General features: G+C 61.9%; 20 protein-coding genes. 12 read left to right on the top strand and 8 right to left on the bottom strand.

The annotated features are described in order from the left end of the window. The first annotated feature begins 60 nt into the window (after positions 1-60). A complete protein-coding gene (locus AC30D9_RS04940) occupies positions 61-717 on the top strand; it encodes a polysaccharide lyase family 7 protein (RefSeq protein WP_134924944.1) in 657 nt (218 codons plus the stop codon). Positions 718-735: 18 nt separating this feature from the next. On the opposite strand, the gene AC30D9_RS04945 is transcribed toward AC30D9_RS04940, so the two are convergent. The 3 genes from AC30D9_RS04945 to AC30D9_RS04955 all read right to left on the bottom strand — a co-directional run bounded on the left by AC30D9_RS04945 (position 736) and on the right by AC30D9_RS04955 (position 4,425). Further along, the gene (locus tag AC30D9_RS04945) at positions 736-1,968 is read right to left on the bottom strand and encodes a nucleoside permease (RefSeq protein WP_307571794.1); all 1,233 of its coding nucleotides are present in this window, start codon (positions 1,966-1,968) and stop codon (positions 736-738) included. Positions 1,969-2,161: 193 nt separating this feature from the next. After that, the gene (locus AC30D9_RS04950; protein ID WP_490143570.1) at positions 2,162-3,253 is read right to left on the bottom strand and encodes a sugar phosphate isomerase/epimerase family protein; all 1,092 of its coding nucleotides are present in this window, start codon (positions 3,251-3,253) and stop codon (positions 2,162-2,164) included. Next, positions 3,250-4,425 carry a Gfo/Idh/MocA family protein gene (locus AC30D9_RS04955; protein ID WP_490143571.1) on the bottom strand — a complete coding sequence of 392 codons (1,176 nt, stop codon included), beginning with the start codon at positions 4,423-4,425 and terminating at the stop codon, positions 3,250-3,252. The genes AC30D9_RS04950 and AC30D9_RS04955 overlap by 4 nt, the downstream gene beginning before the upstream one ends. Positions 4,426-4,592: 167 nt before the next feature. On the opposite strand from AC30D9_RS04955, the gene AC30D9_RS04960 reads away from it, so the two are divergent. Next, entirely contained in the window at positions 4,593-5,591 is a 999-nt protein-coding gene (locus tag AC30D9_RS04960; protein WP_490143572.1) for a LacI family DNA-binding transcriptional regulator, read from the top strand. A 68-nt stretch (positions 5,592-5,659) separates the two neighbouring features. Here AC30D9_RS04960 and AC30D9_RS04965 read toward each other — a convergent pair whose 3' ends face one another. Both AC30D9_RS04965 and AC30D9_RS04970 read right to left on the bottom strand, forming a co-directional pair. Continuing rightward, complete coding sequence (locus tag AC30D9_RS04965) at positions 5,660-6,751, bottom strand: SMP-30/gluconolactonase/LRE family protein (RefSeq protein ID WP_134924949.1); 1,092 nt, start codon at positions 6,749-6,751, stop codon at positions 5,660-5,662. 96 nt (positions 6,752-6,847) lie between these two features. Continuing rightward, positions 6,848-7,978, bottom strand: coding sequence for a sensor histidine kinase (locus AC30D9_RS04970; protein WP_134924950.1), 1,131 nt, complete (start codon positions 7,976-7,978; stop codon positions 6,848-6,850). 243 nt (positions 7,979-8,221) lie between these two features. On the opposite strand from AC30D9_RS04970, the gene AC30D9_RS04975 reads away from it, so the two are divergent. Together AC30D9_RS04975 and AC30D9_RS04980 are read left to right on the top strand one after the other, a co-directional pair. Continuing rightward, on the top strand, positions 8,222-9,187 hold the full coding sequence (locus AC30D9_RS04975) for an EamA family transporter (RefSeq protein ID WP_490143573.1): 966 nt from the start codon (positions 8,222-8,224) through the stop codon (positions 9,185-9,187). A 215-nt stretch (positions 9,188-9,402) separates the two neighbouring features. Then, complete coding sequence (locus AC30D9_RS04980; RefSeq protein ID WP_307571789.1) at positions 9,403-10,263, top strand: CAP domain-containing protein; 861 nt, start codon at positions 9,403-9,405, stop codon at positions 10,261-10,263. A 197-nt stretch (positions 10,264-10,460) separates the two neighbouring features. On the opposite strand, the gene AC30D9_RS04985 is transcribed toward AC30D9_RS04980, so the two are convergent. Then, entirely contained in the window at positions 10,461-10,994 is a 534-nt protein-coding gene (locus AC30D9_RS04985) for a cysteine hydrolase family protein (protein WP_490143574.1), read from the bottom strand. 39 nt (positions 10,995-11,033) lie between these two features. After that, on the bottom strand, positions 11,034-12,761 hold the full coding sequence (gene ggt / locus AC30D9_RS04990) for a gamma-glutamyltransferase (RefSeq protein WP_134924953.1): 1,728 nt from the start codon (positions 12,759-12,761) through the stop codon (positions 11,034-11,036). 162 nt (positions 12,762-12,923) lie between these two features. Between ggt and AC30D9_RS04995 the strand changes: the two genes are divergently transcribed. Further along, a complete protein-coding gene (locus AC30D9_RS04995) occupies positions 12,924-13,358 on the top strand; it encodes a GNAT family N-acetyltransferase (protein ID WP_490143575.1) in 435 nt (144 codons plus the stop codon). Between the two features lie 58 nt (positions 13,359-13,416). Here AC30D9_RS04995 and AC30D9_RS05000 read toward each other — a convergent pair whose 3' ends face one another. Then, positions 13,417-13,767 (bottom strand): hypothetical protein, encoded by a 351-nt coding sequence (locus tag AC30D9_RS05000; RefSeq protein ID WP_134924955.1) that lies wholly within the window; start codon positions 13,765-13,767, stop codon positions 13,417-13,419. Positions 13,768-13,910: 143 nt separating this feature from the next. On the opposite strand from AC30D9_RS05000, the gene AC30D9_RS05005 reads away from it, so the two are divergent. From AC30D9_RS05005 to AC30D9_RS05035, 7 genes are all read left to right on the top strand, one after another. Next, positions 13,911-14,171, top strand: a complete 261-nt coding sequence (locus AC30D9_RS05005) for a hypothetical protein (protein ID WP_490143576.1) — start codon at positions 13,911-13,913, stop codon at positions 14,169-14,171. Between the two features lie 2 nt (positions 14,172-14,173). Next, positions 14,174-14,509 carry a DUF6388 family protein gene (locus AC30D9_RS05010; RefSeq protein WP_490143577.1) on the top strand — a complete coding sequence of 112 codons (336 nt, stop codon included), beginning with the start codon at positions 14,174-14,176 and terminating at the stop codon, positions 14,507-14,509. Positions 14,510-14,744: 235 nt separating this feature from the next. Further along, positions 14,745-15,137 carry a sulfurtransferase complex subunit TusD gene (tusD, locus tag AC30D9_RS05015; RefSeq protein ID WP_490143578.1) on the top strand — a complete coding sequence of 131 codons (393 nt, stop codon included), beginning with the start codon at positions 14,745-14,747 and terminating at the stop codon, positions 15,135-15,137. Then, on the top strand, positions 15,138-15,500 hold the full coding sequence (gene tusC, locus AC30D9_RS05020; RefSeq protein ID WP_490143579.1) for a sulfurtransferase complex subunit TusC: 363 nt from the start codon (positions 15,138-15,140) through the stop codon (positions 15,498-15,500). Further along, positions 15,500-15,793, top strand: a complete 294-nt coding sequence (gene tusB, locus AC30D9_RS05025) for a sulfurtransferase complex subunit TusB (RefSeq protein WP_134924960.1) — start codon at positions 15,500-15,502, stop codon at positions 15,791-15,793. Before tusC ends, tusB begins: the two co-directional genes overlap by 1 nt. Continuing rightward, positions 15,790-16,125, top strand: a complete 336-nt coding sequence (locus AC30D9_RS05030; protein WP_490143580.1) for a TusE/DsrC/DsvC family sulfur relay protein — start codon at positions 15,790-15,792, stop codon at positions 16,123-16,125. Before tusB ends, AC30D9_RS05030 begins: the two co-directional genes overlap by 4 nt. After that, on the top strand, positions 16,122-17,123 hold the full coding sequence (locus AC30D9_RS05035) for a glycosyl transferase family protein (RefSeq protein ID WP_490143581.1): 1,002 nt from the start codon (positions 16,122-16,124) through the stop codon (positions 17,121-17,123). Before AC30D9_RS05030 ends, AC30D9_RS05035 begins: the two co-directional genes overlap by 4 nt. Positions 17,124-17,187: the final 64 nt, after the last annotated feature.

Consider the following 17,187-nt stretch of genomic DNA (forward strand, 5'->3'; position numbering starts at 1 on the left):
AAGGTAATCTTGCCCATTCCGGCTGATGAGTAATGGCCGGTTCTGTTGGAGCATTTGATCATGATTGACCTGACTGTCTGGAACGTTACCCTGCCCGTGCAAACGCCGGCGCAAGTCGTGGCGACCAAAGCCATGCCGACCCTGAAAAACAAGTATTTCGACAATAACGGCCAGCGGATCGTCTTCTGGGCGCCGGTCACTGGCTCCCATACCGGCAAAAGCGAATACCCGCGCTCCGAACTGCGGGAAACCAGCAAAGACGGAAAACTGCGCAATTGGCGCTACAACAGCGGTATCAATACCCTCAAGGGCACGCTGGCCGTGAACCAGGTGCCTTCCGAAGGCCGCGTGGTCGTGGCGCAGATCCACGCCAAGGACGCCGACACGCCCCTGCTGAAGCTGGTATACCGCTACGCCAAGGGCACCGGCAATATCGACGTGGAGTACCGGGTCAAACCCAAGGACAAGAAGAGCCCGGTGATCTACACCGCGCCAAACGTGCCGCTGAACAAAGACTTCTCCTATTCGTTGCAAATGGACAAGCAAGGCAAGCTCTCGGTGCTGATCAACAACGTTGGCAAACAAGTGAAGCTGGACTCGTCGTGGTACGGCTACGATTTCTATTTCAAGGCCGGCGTCTACACCCTGGACAACGTCGGTTATGCCAGCGAAGGCGGGAAAGTGACCTACACCAAACTGGACGTCAGCCACAAATGACTGACGCCCAGTCCTGCTTCAGGCCTTTGACGGCGCGGCGAGCGCCTGCTGGCTGCGAAAGCTGAACAGAAAGCAGACGAACACCAGCGACGCGAACCCGGCCGGGAACAGCCAGATGCTCTTCCAGTCATGAGCGCCGGCCACCGCGAAGTGATCAGTCACCTGCCCCGCCACCCAGAAGCCAATCAGCATCCCCACACCATAGGTCGCCAGGGTAATCAGGCCCTGGGCCGAACTGCGAAAACGCTCCGGCGCCTTGGCGTCGGTGTAGATCTGCCCCGAGACAAAAAAGAAGTCGTAGCAGATACCGTGCAGGGCAATGCCGGTGAACAGCATGAACGCCAGGTCGCCGTTATTGCCGTAGGCGAACAACAGGTAGCGCAACGCCCACGCCAACATGCCCACCAACAGCGCCAGCTTGATGCCGAAGCGCTGGATGAACAGCGGCAACAGCAGCATGAACAACACTTCCGATACCTGCCCGATGGCCATCTTCGCCGTCGGGTTGGTCATGCCGGTTTCGGCCAGGAATGGGTTGGCGTTCTGGTAATAGAACGCCAAGGGAATGCAGATCAGGATCGAGGCGATGAAGAACACCAGGTAGCTGCGGTCTTTCAACAAACCCAATGCATCCAACCCCAATAGCCGCTTGATGCCGCCAGCGCTCGCCTGCTCTTGGAGCGGTGCCGTGGCCGGCAGCGTGAAGCTGTATAGCCCCAGGACCAGGGAAGCCACGGCCGCCATCAGGAAAGTATTGCGCAAGCCGCCCACTGAGATCGCCTCGCGCGAATCCCAGGCGAACACGAAGCTGATCACCACACCCGCGACGATCCAGCCAATGGTGCCCCACACCCGGATGCGGGAGAACTCCAGCGCCGGGTCGCGCATCTGCCGGAACGCCACGGAATTGACCAGGGCGAGCGTTGGCATGTAGACCACCATGTACACCAGCACGTACGGGTAGAACACGCTGAAATCCGCCGCCGAATACAGCTGATACAGCAACACCGCGCCAAGCAGGTGCAGCACCGCCAGGATCCGTTCGGCATTGAAGTAGCGGTCGGCGATCAGGCCGATCACGAACGGCGCGACAATCGCCCCCCACGATTGAGTGGAAAACGCCATGCCGATCTGTCCGCCACTGGCGCCCAGGGTGTTGGAGAGGAAGGTACCGAGGGTGACGAACCAGCCACCCCAGATAAAGAACTGCAGGAACATCATCACGCTCAAGCGTGCGTTCATCGTGGTCATGACCGTCACCGTTTTATTGTTGTTCTTGTGAAAAATGAAACTTTGCAGAGCCCTCTGTGGCGAGGGGATTTATCCCCGCTGGGCTGCGAAGCAGTCCTAAACCCTGGCATCCCGGTTCGCCCAGGTTGATTGAGTTGACTGTTTTTGGGGCTGCTTCGCAGCCCAACGGGGATAAATCCCCTCGCCACAAGGGTTACGTCCTTGGCATCGGGGGCAAGCCCAACAGCCGCCGGTTGGAGTCCTCATCCGCGGTGACGCTGGCGAAATCGTCGAACGCCTTGCCGGTCTTGCTGATCATGTGCCGCTGGATGAACGCCGCCCCTTCTGCCGCGCCTTGTCGCGAATCCTTGAGGCAGCACTCCCATTCCAAAACCGCCCAACCACTGAAATCGTATTGAGTCAGTTTGCTGAAGATCGCTTTGAAATCGATCTGGCCATCGCCCAATGAACGGAACCGCCCGGGGCGATCGACCCAGCCCTGGTAACCGCCGTATACCCCGGAACGGGCATCGGGGCGAAATTCGGCGTCCTTGACGTGGAACATGCGGATGCGTTCGTGGTAACGGTCGATGAAGCCCAGGTAGTCCATCTGTTGCAGCAGCAGATGGCTCGGGTCGTAGAGAATCGCTGCCCGTGGATGATGATCGACCGCGTCGAGGAAGCGCTCGAACGAGGCCCCGTCGTGCAGGTCTTCGCCGGGGTGGATTTCGTAGCACAGGTCCACGCCAGCCGTATCGAAGCAGTCGAGAATCGGCAACCAGCGCCGGGCCAGTTCGGCAAAACCTTGCCCCACCAGGCCAGCCGGACGCTGCGGCCACGGGTAGACATACGGCCATAGCAGCGCACCGGAAAACGTCGCGTGAGCCTTGAGGCCCAGGCGCTGGCTGGCGCGGGCGGCGAGCTTGAGTTGCTCGATCGCCCATTCGGTCCGCGCCTGGGGCTGGCCGCGCAGATGCGCAGGAGCGAAGTCGTCGAACAGCGTGTCGAACGCCGGGTGCACCGCCACCAATTGGCCTTGCAGATGCGTCGATAACTCGCTGATCTCTACGCCAGCCTGGGCACAGGTGGCCTTGAGCTGATCGCAATAATCCTGGCTCTCGGCCGCCCGGGCCAAGTCGATGTATTGCGTGCCCGACGTTGGCAGTTGAATAGCCTTGTAGCCTTGCGACGCCGCCCATTGGGCGATGTTGGCCAGGGTATCGAACGGCGCTTCGGCGGACATGAATTGCGCCAGGAAAATACCTGGGCCGTGCAGGCCGCTCGGGGTCTTGTCGAGGATATTCACAACAGGGAAGCTCCGGTTTGTACGGTGGTCCACTTGGCGTCGCCACGATGGTTGAGGATGGCGGCCTCGATGAACGCCATGCCACGCAGGCCGGTCTCGATGCCGGGCACGCCGGGGATATCAGGGCCTTCGACATGGTTGCGAATGGCTTGGGCGAAATCGCCGTAGAGGTTGGCCATGGCCTCCAGGTAGCCCTCGGGATGTCCGGCCGGCAGGCGCATGCGACGCTGGGCCGCCTCGCACAGCCACGGCTGGCCGACACCGCTACGCAGGATGCGCAGGGGTTGGTCAAAGGCGCGATGGATCAGGCTTGCCGGTTCTTCCTGGCGCCATTCCAAGGCGCCCTTGTCGCCGTAGAGGCGAATTTTCAGCGGGTTCTCTTCGCCAGTGCAGACCTGGCTTGCGAGCAATACACCGCTGGCGCCGTCCGCCATCTTGAACAGCATCGCCACGTCGTCGTCCAACTGCCGTCCCGGTATATGCGTGCCTAACACGGCGCATAGCTGTTGGATCGGCTGGTCCGCGACGAACTCGGCCAGGGAAAACGCATGGGTGCCAATGTCGCCGATGCAGCCGCCCAAACCGGACTGCAAGGGGTCGTCGCGCCACTCGGCCTGTTTGTTGCCCTGGGCGGCGACATCCTGGCTGAGCCAGCCCTGGGGATACTCGACCAACACCTTGCGCACCTGGCCGATCACGCCCGAACGCACCATCTCCCGCGCCTGCCAGACCATGGGATAACCCAGGTAGGTGTGGGCCAGGCCGTAGAGGCAACGGCTGCCTTGCAGCACCTCCCTGAGGGCCAGCAACTCTTTGAGGTCCAGGGCGGCGGGTTTCTCGCTGAACACATGAAAACCCGCTTCCAATGCCTGGCTGGCAATGGGGGCATGGAGATGATTGGGTGTGACGATCACCAGCAGTTCCATGCGCTGATCCAGCGGCAGGAGCGCTTCGGTGTCGAGCATATGCTGCCAATCGTGATAACAACGGGACGCGGCCAGGCCCAGGGCCGCACCGGTCTGCCGCGTGTTGTGAGGGTCGCGGCTGAACGCGCCGCACACCAGTTCGAAACCGCCGTCCAGCCCCGCCGCCTGACGGTGGGCCTGACCGATGAAAGCGCCCTCGCCACCGCCGACGAAACCCATTCTTATTTTTCGTACTGCAGGATTCATCGCGATTCTCTTCTTGTCAGGATGATGATGTAACCGGTTACATCATGGCGAAAATCTAGGCTCAGTTTCCTGGCGTGTCAAACCCGATCTGTTCGCACCTGAACATTTGTGAGGCGCTCAACCTGCGGTAAGCTCCCCAACCGTAGCCCCTGCCCCTTGAGGTGATTTTGTCCAACATTCGTGAAGTGGCCCGGCTGGCCGGTGTGTCGGTGGCCACGGTGTCCAGAACGCTGAAATCACCCGAGCGGGTGCTCCCCGAAACACGGGACAAGGTCAACGCCGCGGTGGAACAGGCCGGCTATCGACCGAACCTGATGGCGGTGCAGTTCCGTTCCCGCCGCACCGGCAACCTGGTGATCCTGGTGCCGACCATCGCCAACACGTTTTTCGCCCGGGTCATCAGCGGCGCACAGCAGGCCGCGCAGGCGGCGGGCTACCGGTTGCTGCTGTGCGACACCCAGGGCCGGGAAGCCATCGAGCGGGAGTTCGCCGCCCTGGTCTACGCCCACCAGGCCGACGGGGTGATTCAGTTGCGCGCCAGCAACCCTTTTGAATCGCTGCCCCCTGGTGCTGAATCCCTGCCGTTGGTCAACGCCTGCGAAGTGCTCAAAGGCGCCCCCTACCCAACCATCAGCCTCGACAACCGGGCCGCCGCTCAGGCCATGACCGAACATCTGATCGGCCTCGGCCATCGGCGCATCGGCATCATCAAGGGCCCACGCAGCAGTCCCCTGACCCTGGACCGCGTGGCCGGCTACCAGGACGCCCTGCGCCAGGCCGGCATCGCCATCGACCCCAACCTGATCTGCCATGGTGACTTCACCTTGAAGGCCGGTGACGACGGCGCCGGCGCGATGCTGGAACTGGCCGACCGCCCCAGTGCGCTGTTTTGTGAGAACGACGAGATGGCCATCGGCGCGCTCAGGCGCATCAGGCAAATGGGCCTGCGGGTGCCCGAAGATATTTCCCTGGTGGGTTTTGACGACATCCCGTTCGCCGCCTATTGCGACCCGCCCCTGACCACCATTTCGCAACCTGCCGAGAGCTTTGGCCAAAAAGCGGTAGAGATGCTGATCGCGCTGATCGAGAAGAAGCCGCTTGCCGAACGGCATGTGGTGTTGCCGTTTGAATTGACGGTGCGTGGCAGTACGGCATCCCTGGCCTGACAAGGAACCTGTGGCGAGGATTTATCCCCTCGCCACAATGGTCGACAACCTGAAGATCCGTTGCTACATCAGGCAAACGTCGCCCCTCGGGTATTCACGAACAGCGAATACAGCGAGTGGCTGCCGGCCATGAACAACCGATTGCCTTCCCGCCCGCCGAAGCAGATGTTGGGGCAGCGCTCCGGCAGGGAAATGTGCCCGATGGCCTTGCCCTCGGGGTTGAACACCCGCACGCCATCGAGTTTTTCCAGGTCGGCCTTGGGATCGCCATTACCGCCCCAGCCGCACCAGAGATTGCCGCTCTCATCGCACTTGATGCCATCGATCGCCGCGTAATCCAGGCCTTCGATGTGTTTGCGTCGCTCACCCAACGTGCCATCGTCCTTGACGGTGATCGCCCAGATCAAGCGATTGGGCTTGGCCCGGCCCTCAACGACGTAGAGGACTTTCTCGTCCGGAGAAAAGCACAGCCCGTTCGGCCCCGCCAGATCGTCGATGACCCGAGTGAGCTTGCCGGTTCCCCCGTCGATGCGGTACACCGCGTGGGGTTGGGCAGGCGTGACTTTGTGTCCTTCGTAGTTATTGCCGGTCTGGAACGGTGGGTCGGTGAACCAGACCGAGCCGTCGCGCTTGCACACGATGTCATTGGGCGAGTTGAGCGGCTTGCCCTCGAAACTGTCCGCCAACACGGTAATGGTGCCATTGTGCTCGGTACGGGTGATGCGCCGACCTTCGCTAGAGGTGGTGGAACCCTCGCACACCAACAAACGCCCCTGGCGATCGCGGCACATGCCGTTGGAGAAATTGGAGTTCTCGCGGTACACCGACAGGCCACCGGTGACTTCATCCCAGCGCACGATGCGGTTGTTGGGAATGTCGCTGACCAGCAGGTAACGACCATCGCCCACCCACACCGGCCCTTCCGCCCAACGCAGGCCGGTGGCGAGTTTTTCCACGCTGGCGTTGAAGATGCGCAAGTCCATGAAGCTGGGGTCAAGGATATTGATCAGTGGGTCTGGGTAACGCTGGCTCAGAGGCTCGGCCTGAGCCAGGCCTGGCAGGTTACCGAGGGCGGCAGCCGCTGCAGAAACCACCAGGGATCGTTTCAGGAATACCCGGCGGCCCTGATCGGCGGCGGTTGCAAATTGCGAAGCATCCATCGTGCGTCTCCGTTAATTATTATTGGACGGGACGACAGTTTTACTACGTGATAAGACATCGTACAAGTATACAGCCCCGTTCGTCCGGACAATCGATCAGTCCGGGTGCAGCGGGATACGAACGGTAAAGGTCGTGCCGACTCGCGCCTTCGAATGGACCTCAATGGTGCCCTTATGGGCCGATACGATGGCCGAGGCGATGTGCAGGCCCAGTCCGAGCCCGGCCGTGGAACCGTACTGCATCTCACCGCTACGCAGATTCCGGACCATCGGGTTGAAGATGCTGGCAATGGCCTCTTTCTCGATCGGCTTGCCCTGGTTGTTGATCGCAATCACGGCCATATCCTCTTCAGCGCTCAACGAAACGGTAATCGGCGTGCCCTCGGCGCCATGCTGGACGGCATTGCCGATCAGGTTGGAGAACACCTGTTCCATGCGTGCCTGGTCAAACAGTCCTTCCAGGGGACCGCGGGTTTCAAAGAGGATTCTGTTTTCCGGGTGATAGGCCCGCGCCTCCTCCACCATGCCCTCGCAGGCCGCCACCAGATCGCCGTTGAAGCGCTGTACCGGAATGCCCGAGCCGAGTTGGGTCCGGGTGAAATCCAGCAGATCGCCAACGATTTTGTTGGCCCGCTTGACACTGGTGTAGATGCGCGAAGTGATCTTGGTGGCTTTGGCGGGCAAATCCCCGGCTCGCAGCAGCACTTCGGAACTCAGCAGGATCGCGCCCAAAGGGCTGCGCAAGTCATGCCCGAGAATGCCGAGAAAGATGTTGCGCGACGCATCCACCGCCCCCGAGTAACTGACGACGGACTCGGCCAAGGCCTGGTCCACGGCCTCGTTGAAGCGAATCAGATCGTCCATGATCTGTTTGTGATCCAGCTGCGTGTGCGGCATCCAGAGCATGAGCACGCTGGTGCGCAGGGCCCGGTATTCGGAAACCATTTGCTCCACGGTAAACCCCGAGGACTGACGGATGACCGCATGGGTTTCGGCGGCGGTCTCGGCATCAGCCACCGGCGCCTCACCGTGGGACTTGGCAATCTGCTCCTTGCGCGTTTGCGAGGTGCGCAGGTCAGCGGCGATGGTGCGCAGCATCTGCTCGGCGTGGTCGCGCAGGGCCACGGAATCCATGCCAATGGACGCGGGGGTGATGGTTTTGGCGAAGTCTTCCCACGCCTGAAGAATCGGCTCGATATTGTCGAGAATGAAATCAGCCAGGCGCATGAGTGGTTCCGCAGGAAGGGTAATGCTGTAAACCACACAGCGGCCAGGTTTGTTGTACAGCAAAGCGCCAGACAATGTGCGCTGTCTTGCAAGATCGCCACGCCGTTGTAGCTGGCGAACAGGCTACCAACCTTGTCTCTTGCCATTCTATGGGGTAAAAACTCCAACGTTGTACGACAACCTATAACTAAAATAGCTGATCCTGGGTCTTTTGCCCTGGCGGCCGCCTTCGAGACACCTGCCATGACTCGCCCCATCGCCGCATCTGTCACTCCCATGCCATTACCCCGCCACCTCGCGGTACTCGTCCTGCTGTGCATGGGTTGTGCCTTCGCTGGCAACCATGTCGCCGCGCGGGCCGCGTTCGATGACGGGGCCGGCGTGCTACTGGCGATCCTGTTGCGCTCGGGCGGAACACTGCTGGTGTTGGCGGCGATGGTGCTCTGGCAGCGACAGAGCCTGCGCTTGCCGCCAGGTACGTGGCGCTGGCAATTGACCCTGGGGTTGTTGATCGGCGCCCAGAGCCTGTGCCTGTACTCCGCCGTGGCGCGGGTACCGGTGGCGTTGGCGCTGTTGGTCGGCAACGTGTTTCCGATCCTGCTGGCCCTGCTGACCTGGGCGCTGGGCGGGCCCCGTCCGACGGCGCGCACCGCCGCGTTGATGGGCATGATCCTGGTGGGCCTGGTGTTCGTGCTGGAAGTGCCGGCACGGTTATCGTCCGGGCAGGAGGTCGGCCCGCAATGGCTACTTGGGGTGGGCCTGGCCTTCTGCGCCGCCTGCGTGTTTGCCTGCGCGCTGTGGATCACCGACCACAAACTGTCCCAGGTGCGTGGCTCGGTACGCAGCCTGCTGACGATTTTCATCGTCTTCAGCAGCGTCAATCTCGCCGGCCTGACCGGCGCCCTCCCCGGCGGTTTCGACCTGCCGGCCAGCAACACCGGCTGGTTCGCCCTGGCGACCCTGGTGGTGCTCTACGGCACCGGGTTCATCGTACTGTTCATCTCCGTGCCCCGCCTGGACATGCCGCGCAACGCCCCGGTGATGAACATCGAACCGCTGGCAACGTTGCTGATCGGCTGGCTGGTGCTTGACCAGATGCTCAACCCGGGCCAGGTGATGGGCGGCGCGATTGTGGTGACCGGCATCGTGCTGCTGACTTATCGCAAGGTTGAGCGGGTGAAGGCGCCTGTGGCTGAAGCGACGAATTGAACTGACCGAACGCCATTGTGGCAAGGGGATTTATCCCTTCGCCGCGATGGTGTCGTGCCACCTCGCAGAGAGTCTCTGGCCTGCTGAAACTTGTTCCCAAAGCCACAGTCCTACCCCAGCCGTGAAAACCTCGCCGACCTGCAGCGACGCGTTTTCCAGCTGATCGGCGCCAAGCCTGGCGCTATGGCAACTCCCCCTCTCGAGCCGTTCGTCCCATGCGCCACCCTGTTCGCTCTTGCCGTTTCGTTTCGCTGTGCTTGTTGACCTTGTTTCCTTTACTCACCAGCCCCGCCCATGCCCGCGGCGAAAGGCAACTGGTGGAGGCCATCAACGACTTCCGTAGCCAGTCGCGCCGTTGTGAATGGCGCACGGTACGTGCCACCCAACCGCTGGTGCTGCGTTCGAGCCTGGGCTTGCCGATCGGTTTTCGCGGTGGTTTGCGGGAAACCTTGAAAGACGCCGGTTATCAAGCCCAGGCCGTGCGCAGCATCCGCCTGACCGATGCGCGGGACGCCGAAGAAGCCTTTGACATGCTGGCAGACGAACACTGCGCGGCGCTGCTGGACGACCAGTACGCTGACATCGGCGTCAATCGGGTCGGTGATGAATGGCGTGTAGTGCTGGCACAACCCATGGGCGGCACGCGGATGGGCGATGCGGGTTCGGCGGACAAGACACTGCTGGCCCAAGTCAACGCCGCCAGGGCCAGGCCGCGGATGTGCGGTGGCCAGCGCTTCGCGGCGGCTCGGCCGCTGAGCTGGAACGCCGCGCTGGGAGCCGCCGCCCAAGGCCACAGCCGGTCGATGGCCCGCGAGAATTATTTTGCCCACCGCGACCCGGACGGTCGCTCCACCTCCGATCGGGCCAAGAGTGCCGGCTTTCGCGGACGTAAGTTGGGCGAGAACATTGCCGCCGGCCAACGCTCACCGAGCCAGGCCCTGCACGACTGGCTCGCCAGCCCGGGGCACTGCGCCAACCTGATGAACCCGATGTTCACCCAGATGGGCGCAGCTTCCGCCAGCGACTCGCACAGCGATGCGGGGGTGTACTGGACGATGGTGTTAGGCGCTCCTTGAGGAGCCAGAATCGCCCAAACTTGCAAACAGCGAATCTGTGGCGAGGGGGATCCCCACCTGTGGGAGCAAAGCTTGCTCGCGATGAAATAACGCGGTCTCCCTGGGAACCGAAGCGCATGCATCGCGAGCAAGCTTTGCTCCCACACAACGGGGATAAATCCCCTCGCCACAGGGGTCAGACAATCCTGTCTTTCGGATCAGAGGCGGATGTCAGCGGCCGGCACCACATCGATCCGCGACACCGCACTGCTCAGCCGCCCCAGCCGATTGTTATGGTTGGCGATGATCTGCTCGGCGGACATGCTGCCGTTGGCCACCGTGGAGTGGGCATCGGCCGCCAGGACCACGTCGAACCCCAAGGCATGGGCCTGGCGCACGGTAGCGTTGATGCAGTAGTCGGTTTGCAGCCCGCAGATCACCAGGCGATCGATGCCGCGGGCTTGCAGCAGCGACAGCAGATCGGTCTGGTAGAAGGCGTCCGGCGTGGTCTTGCGCACCCGCAGGTCATCGGCCGCGGTCAACAGGTCATCGGCCAGTTGCCAGGCGGCAGAGCCATGCGTCAACGAGCCTTCCAACTCTTCGTGCTGGACCAGGATCACCGTCAAGCCGAGGGCCCTGGTCTTGGCGGAGAGGCCGTTGATGGTCTGGATGACGCGCTGGATATCGAAGCATTCCTCTTCGCCGCGGCACAGTGCGTTCTGGACGTCGATGATCAGCAATGCGGTGTTCATGGCTTTCCTCTTGAAAACGCTGCTCAATCCCAGCCGCTATCAATAACCCAGCGATAACCCGGTGTTGCGACGGGGATCGTTGGCGCCATAGAAACGGTTCTTGCCCACTGGCTTGCCGCCCAATGACGGCGCGCCGACCAGGATCGCGGCAATGTGGTTGGGGTCCTGCGGGCCGGCAAACTTGTGCCCCCAGCTCTCCAACAGTTTCTGGGTATCCGGGCTGGCGGCGAAGGTTTCCAGGTTGGTTTGTTCCGGCATCCATTGCTGGTGGAAACGCGGCGCATCGACAGCCTCCTGGAGGTTCATGCCGTAGTCGATCACGTTGAGGATGGTCAGCAAGGTTGCGGTAATGATCCGGCTGCCGCCCGGGGTGCCCACCACCATGACCGTCTTGCCGTCCTTGGTGACAATGGTCGGGCTCATGGATGATAGCGGCGCCTTGCCCGGCGCGATGGCGTTGGCCTCGCCCTGCACCAGGCCATACATGTTGGGCACGCCGACCTTGGCGGTGAAGTCGTCCATCTCATCATTGAGAATCACCCCGGTCTTGCTCGCCATGACACCGGCACCAAACCAATCGTTAAGGGTGTAGGTGACCGAAACGGCGTTGCCCCACTTGTCGACGATGGAGTAATGGGTGGTGTTGCTGCCCTCATGGGGCGCCACGCCGGGCTTGATCTTCTGGGAGTCGCCGGCCTTTTGCGGGTCGATCGCGGCCCGCAGCTTGGCGGCGTAGTTTTTATCCAGTAGATGATCGATGGGGTTCTTCACGAAATCCGGGTCACCCAGGTAGCTGTTGCGGTCCACGTAGGCGTGACGCATGGCTTCGATCTGATAGTGCATGCCCTGGGCCGAATGGAAGCCCAGGTCCTTCATCGGATAACCGTCGAGGATGTTCATGATCTGGCACAGCACCACCCCGCCGGAACTGGGCGGTGGCGCCGAGATGATATGGTAGCCGCGATAGTCGCACTCCACCGGAGCCAACTCGCGGGTCTTGTACTTGTCCAGGTCGGCCTGGGTGATGATGCCTTTGTTGGCCTGGCTGGACGTGACCAGGGCATCGGCCACCCAACCTTTATAGAAACCATCGGCGCCCTTGGCGGAGATTTCCCGCAGGGTCTTGGCGAGGTCTTTCTGCACCAGCTTCTGGCCGACCTGCATCGGCTCGCCGTTATGCAGGAAGATCGCACCGGAGTCGCGCATGTCCTTCTTGAAAACATCGGTGGCGGTTTCCAGCAGATCGACATCGCCCTGCTCCAGGGTAAAGCCTTCCTCGGCGAACTTGATGGCCGGGGCGATCAGTTCCGCCCGGGGCTTGCTACCGTACTTCTTCAACGCCAGCTCCATGCCGGAGACAGTGCCGGGCACGCCCACGGCCAGGTGCCCACGGGTGCTGAGGTCGGGAACGACGTTGCCGTCCTTGTCCAGGTACATGCTGGCGGTGGCGGCCAGGGGGGCTTTTTCGCGAAAATCCAGGAAGGTCTTGCGGCCGTCGGCCAATTGGAGCGTCATGAACCCACCGCCGCCGAGGTTACCCGCCGCCGGATAGACCACCGCCAGGGCGTATCCCACCGCCACCGCCGCATCCACGGCATTGCCGCCATTCTTGAGCACGTCGACACCCACATGGGTCGCCAGGTGCTGGGCGGTGACCACCATGCCGTTCTCGGCGGCCACCGGCGCCTGGGAGGCAGCAAACGCCGATAAACAACCGAAGGTCAATGACGTAGCGATGAGGGTCCGGGCTAAGGATTCGAACTTCATGAGTCGGTCTCTTCTTGTTTTTAGGGTCGGGATCGCTTCAAAAGCATTAGGCAGTATGGCCCGGTTTGTGGAATGCGCTTGTCAGCCGTCGGCTGGGTTACGGCAACGTCCCCTTTGAGATAGGCTCGTGCGTTGATTTTTTACTGAATAAGGACATCACCAATGACGCTGCGAATCGACCGCACGGACGCCCCTACCGATGAAGAACGCCAGGCCATCCTCGCCCCGCTCCGCGCCTATAACACGGCCAAGACCGGCGGGACGGTACCTGAGCTGGTGGCCTGGCTGGTGCGCGATGAACACAGTAACGAAATAGTCGGCGGGCTCTACGGGCGCGTATTTTTCCGCTGGTTTTACATCGAGCTGCTGGTGGTGCCGGAACAGGCCCGTGGCCAGGGCATGGGCTCGACCCTGATGCAAATGGCCGAAGAGCTGGCCCTGGAGAAAAACTGCGTGGGCATCTGGCTGGACACCTTCGACTTCCAGGCACCGGAGTTCTACCGCAGGCACGGCTTCACGGAAATCGGCCAGATCGATGACTACCCACCGGGCCACCAGCATTTCTTCTTCCAAAAGCGCCTGAACCCTGCTTACTGAAACACAAACCCTGTGGGAGCGAGCCTGCTCGCGATAGCAGGCACCTCGGTCTGCCTGTTTAAAGACAAGTCGCCAACGCCGCCAACCGACGCTTGGCCACGAAGTCGTCATGCTTGGCGTAATAGTTCAGCGTCGTGCCGTTAGCACTGGCTTGCAAATCGACAAACGCTTCGGCGGAGCGCGTGTAGACCGTCGAGCCCCCCTGCTTGCCCGGTTGCAGGTAAGCACCGGCGTCGACGCCGAACACCGCTTCGTCCTGCCAGGAAAACTGTATGCACTGGGCCACGACCTGCTCGGGTTTGTCCGAGGCCAGGGTCTTATAAGGGGTTTGCGTCCGGGCCTCGTTCATCGCCGAACCCGCGCAGCCGGCCAGCAAGGTTGCGGCCAAGGCCACCGTCAACATTCGCATTGCGTTCACTCATCGAGAAAAAAAACGGACTGTAGCACTGCGGCCCGAGCCTTCGTGCTGCTTTACTGAAATTTACACGGGACATCGGCCTGCGATTCGCGCAACCTGTCGCGCCATTGCCACCAGCCATCGCGGAACACTCCATGACTCCCAACGCCGAGTTCTACAAACCCACCGCCGAATACGCCGACAAACTGATCAGCCAGATCGGCCAGACTCCGTCCTGGATCGCCAAGCGAATCGGCGTCACCGACAAGCGGATTCGCTACATTCTCGACGGCGAACGCACCGTCAAGGGCGAAACCACGTCGATCCGGATGACCTACACCGAACAGTTCGCCCTCGAATGCCTGGCGGCTTCGGCCAAGGCCAGCAAGAAGCAGTCTGCATCCCCCAAGGAGTGATCATGGCGGCAACCGAACAGCAACACGAACAGGCCCTGGAAAAGTTTCTCGATGAACGCCCCGAGCTGCGTGTCGAGTTGGACCACCTCAACCCGCTGCTGGCCCAGGCCAAGGGCGAGACCGCCGCGCAGTACCGCGCTGAGCGGCTGCATGAAGCGTTCGAAGCCGAAGCCGAGCGCCTGGGCCTGTTCGCCTGGGAACTGACCCTGCAACTGACCGCCGCCTCACCCGAGGACTACCAGGCCCAGCGCCTGGAGGTGCACAGGGAAGTGGCGGAGATGGCGGGGATGGAGTGGGCGGAGTATTGCGAATTGAATGGTCTCAAAAGCCAAGGCTGAGCATCCTTGTGGCGAGGGGATTTATCCCCGCTGGGCTGCGAAGCAGCCCCTCTTCCAGTCACCGCAGTCTGTCTGATGCACCGCGTTGGCAAATCCAGGGGCTGCTTCGCAGCCCGACGGGGATAAATCCCCTCGCCACAGAGTGTTCACCCCATGCCCTGGTGAACACCCTTGGCAATCGCCCCTGCGCCCATAAAGCTTTATCATGGCCGCAGTTTTGCTGATCGGGTCTGTCATGAAGTTCGCCATTGCGCTGTTTTCCGCCGCCCATGCGCCCTCCTCGCGCCGAGCCCTGTTGTTTGCCCAGGCTGCACTGGCAAGTGGGCATGAAATCGTGCGGTTGTTTTTCTATCAGGACGGCGTTTATAACGCCGCCAGCAGTGTCGTCACCCCCCAGGACGAACAGGACCTGCCCCAACAGTGGCGCGCTTTCGTCAGCGATAACCAGCTCGATGGCGTGGTTTGCATCGCAGCGGCGTTGCGTCGTGGTGTATTGAACGATGAGGAAGCCCAGCGCTACCAGCGTTCTGCAATCAGCGTCGAAGCACCCTGGGCCTTGTCCGGGCTGGGTCAGTTGCACGATGCGATTCAGGACGCCGACCGTCTGATCTGTTTTGGAGGCGCGTGAATGGCCAAGTCGTTATTGCTCATCAGCCGCCAGGCCCCATGGTCCGGCCCCGGCGCCCGTGAAGCGCTGGACATCGTCCTGGCCGGCGGTGCGTTCGACCTGCCCATCGGCCTGCTGTTTCTCGATGACGGGGTGTTCCAGCTCACGGCCGGCCAAAACGCCAAGGCTGTCCAGCAAAAGGATTTGAGCGCCAACTTGCAGGCATTGCCGATGTTCGGCGTCGAAGACCTGTTCCTCTGCGCCGCCAGCGCCGCCGAACGCGGCATCGCCACCAATGCCCTGGCGCTGGGCGAGGTAAAAGTACTGACTGCGCCGGACATCGCCGCGCTCATCGACCGTTACGACCAGGTGATCACCCTCTGATGTCGACTTTGCATGTGTTGTCTCATTCGCCCTTCGGCGATAACCGCCTCGCCAGTTGCCTGCGGCTACTGGGCAAGCAGGATGCGCTGTTGCTGTGTGGCGACGCGACCTATGCGTTGCAACCGGGCAGCCCACCGTTTGAAGTACTGCAGGCCGCTGGCGTGAACCTGTTCGTGCTCGCCGAAGACCTCCAGGCCCGCGCCCTGGACACACCAGACTGGGCCGAAGCCATCAACTATTCAGGTTTCGTCGAGCTATCGATCGAGCACGACAAGGTCAACACCTGGCTATGAAGACGCTGAAGATAGGCGAGCGCACCATCGCGCTGGACAAGGACGGCTACCTGGCCGACCTTGATGACTGGTCGGCCGAGGTGGCCACGGCCCTGGCAACCGCCGAAGACATTGAGCTTGGCCCCGAGCACTGGGAGATCCTCGAACTGCTGCGCGGTTTCTACGACGAATTCCAACTCTCCCCCGCGACCCGGCCACTGATCAAATACACGGCACTGAAACTGGGCGCGGACAAAGGCAACAGCCTGCACCTGAACCGATTGTTCAAAGGCACCCCCGCCAAACTCGCCGCCAAGCTGGCGGGCCTGCCCAAACCGACGAATTGCTTATGACCGACTTTCCATCGCTGTCCCTTGAGACCCCGGCCGAACACCCGTTCGCCCAGTTCGTGCGCATCCTTGGCAAAGGCAAGCGCGGCGCCCGCAACCTGACCCGCGAAGAAGCCCGCGAAGCCATGGGCCTGGTGCTCGACGAAAAGGTCGAGGACACCCAGCTTGGCGCGTTCCTGATGCTGTTGCGACACAAGGAAGAAAGTGCCGAGGAAATGGCCGGCTTCACCGAAGCCCTGCGTGAACGCCTGGTGGTCCCGGCCTTGGCGGTGGACCTCGATTGGCCGACCTACGCCGGCAAGAAGCGCCATTTGCCGTGGTACCTGCTGGCGGCCAAGTGCCTTGGGCAGAACGGCGTGCGGATTTTCATGCACGGCGGTGGCGCGCACACCGCAGGCCGGCTCTACACCGAACAATTGCTCGGTTTGCTGCAGATCCCGTTGTGCCGCGACTGGCAGCAGGTCGGCAGCGCGCTGGACAACGGCGGCCTGGCCTTCATGCCACTGGTGGACTGGGCACCGCAAATGCAGCGGATGATCGACCTGCGCAACACCTTGGGCCTGCGCTCGCCGATCCACTCCCTGGCACGGATTCTCAACCCGTTGGGCGCCCGTTGCGGGCTGCAAAGTATCTTCCATCCGGGCTATCAGGCGGTGCATCGCGATGCCAGCGGCTTGCTGGGTGACACCGCCATTGTGATCAAGGGCGACGGCGGCGAGATCGAGATCAACCCGGACGCCGACAGCCACTTGTACGGCACCAGCGGTGGCGCCAGTTGGGACGAAGAATGGCCGCGACTGTCCGAGCAACGCCACGTCAAGCCGGAAAGCCTCGATCCCGAGCACCTGAAAGCCATCTGGCGCGGCGACGTGGAGGACAGCTACCCGCAACTGGCCTTGATCGCCACCATGGCCCTGGCCTTGCGCGGCCTGGGCCTGGCGCGCGAAGAGGCTTTCGAACGGGCCCGGCAATATTGGGATGCCCGGGATCGATCGATTTAGTCGATCATCAACGCCCAACCTTTGCGCTTTTAGTTCGAACCCATCGGCATAGACTGCCCTCCAA

The organism is Pseudomonas sp. DF11 (assembly GCF_058148565.1).

What these genes read in the sequence shown, in the direction of transcription:
- AC30D9_RS04945 (WP_307571794.1), bottom strand. Translation starts at nt 1,968, where the DNA reads ATGACCACGATGAACGCACGCTTGAGCGTGATGATGTTCCTGCAGTTC.
- AC30D9_RS04955 (WP_490143571.1), bottom strand. Translation starts at nt 4,425, where the DNA reads ATGAATCCTGCAGTACGAAAAATAAGAATGGGTTTCGTCGGCGGTGGC.
- AC30D9_RS05035 (WP_490143581.1), top strand. Translation starts at nt 16,122, where the DNA reads ATGACCGACTTTCCATCGCTGTCCCTTGAGACCCCGGCCGAACACCCG.
- AC30D9_RS04985 (WP_490143574.1), bottom strand. Translation starts at nt 10,994, where the DNA reads ATGAACACCGCATTGCTGATCATCGACGTCCAGAACGCACTGTGCCGC.
- AC30D9_RS04965 (WP_134924949.1), bottom strand. Translation starts at nt 6,751, where the DNA reads ATGGATGCTTCGCAATTTGCAACCGCCGCCGATCAGGGCCGCCGGGTA.
- AC30D9_RS04975 (WP_490143573.1), top strand. Translation starts at nt 8,222, where the DNA reads ATGACTCGCCCCATCGCCGCATCTGTCACTCCCATGCCATTACCCCGC.
- AC30D9_RS05000 (WP_134924955.1), bottom strand. Translation starts at nt 13,767, where the DNA reads ATGCGAATGTTGACGGTGGCCTTGGCCGCAACCTTGCTGGCCGGCTGC.
- AC30D9_RS05010 (WP_490143577.1), top strand. Translation starts at nt 14,174, where the DNA reads ATGGCGGCAACCGAACAGCAACACGAACAGGCCCTGGAAAAGTTTCTC.
- AC30D9_RS04995 (WP_490143575.1), top strand. Translation starts at nt 12,924, where the DNA reads ATGACGCTGCGAATCGACCGCACGGACGCCCCTACCGATGAAGAACGC.
- tusB (WP_134924960.1), top strand. Translation starts at nt 15,500, where the DNA reads ATGTCGACTTTGCATGTGTTGTCTCATTCGCCCTTCGGCGATAACCGC.
- tusC (WP_490143579.1), top strand. Translation starts at nt 15,138, where the DNA reads ATGGCCAAGTCGTTATTGCTCATCAGCCGCCAGGCCCCATGGTCCGGC.
- tusD (WP_490143578.1), top strand. Translation starts at nt 14,745, where the DNA reads ATGAAGTTCGCCATTGCGCTGTTTTCCGCCGCCCATGCGCCCTCCTCG.
- AC30D9_RS04970 (WP_134924950.1), bottom strand. Translation starts at nt 7,978, where the DNA reads ATGCGCCTGGCTGATTTCATTCTCGACAATATCGAGCCGATTCTTCAG.
- AC30D9_RS04980 (WP_307571789.1), top strand. Translation starts at nt 9,403, where the DNA reads ATGCGCCACCCTGTTCGCTCTTGCCGTTTCGTTTCGCTGTGCTTGTTG.
- AC30D9_RS05030 (WP_490143580.1), top strand. Translation starts at nt 15,790, where the DNA reads ATGAAGACGCTGAAGATAGGCGAGCGCACCATCGCGCTGGACAAGGAC.
- AC30D9_RS04940 (WP_134924944.1), top strand. Translation starts at nt 61, where the DNA reads ATGATTGACCTGACTGTCTGGAACGTTACCCTGCCCGTGCAAACGCCG.
- ggt (WP_134924953.1), bottom strand. Translation starts at nt 12,761, where the DNA reads ATGAAGTTCGAATCCTTAGCCCGGACCCTCATCGCTACGTCATTGACC.
- AC30D9_RS05005 (WP_490143576.1), top strand. Translation starts at nt 13,911, where the DNA reads ATGACTCCCAACGCCGAGTTCTACAAACCCACCGCCGAATACGCCGAC.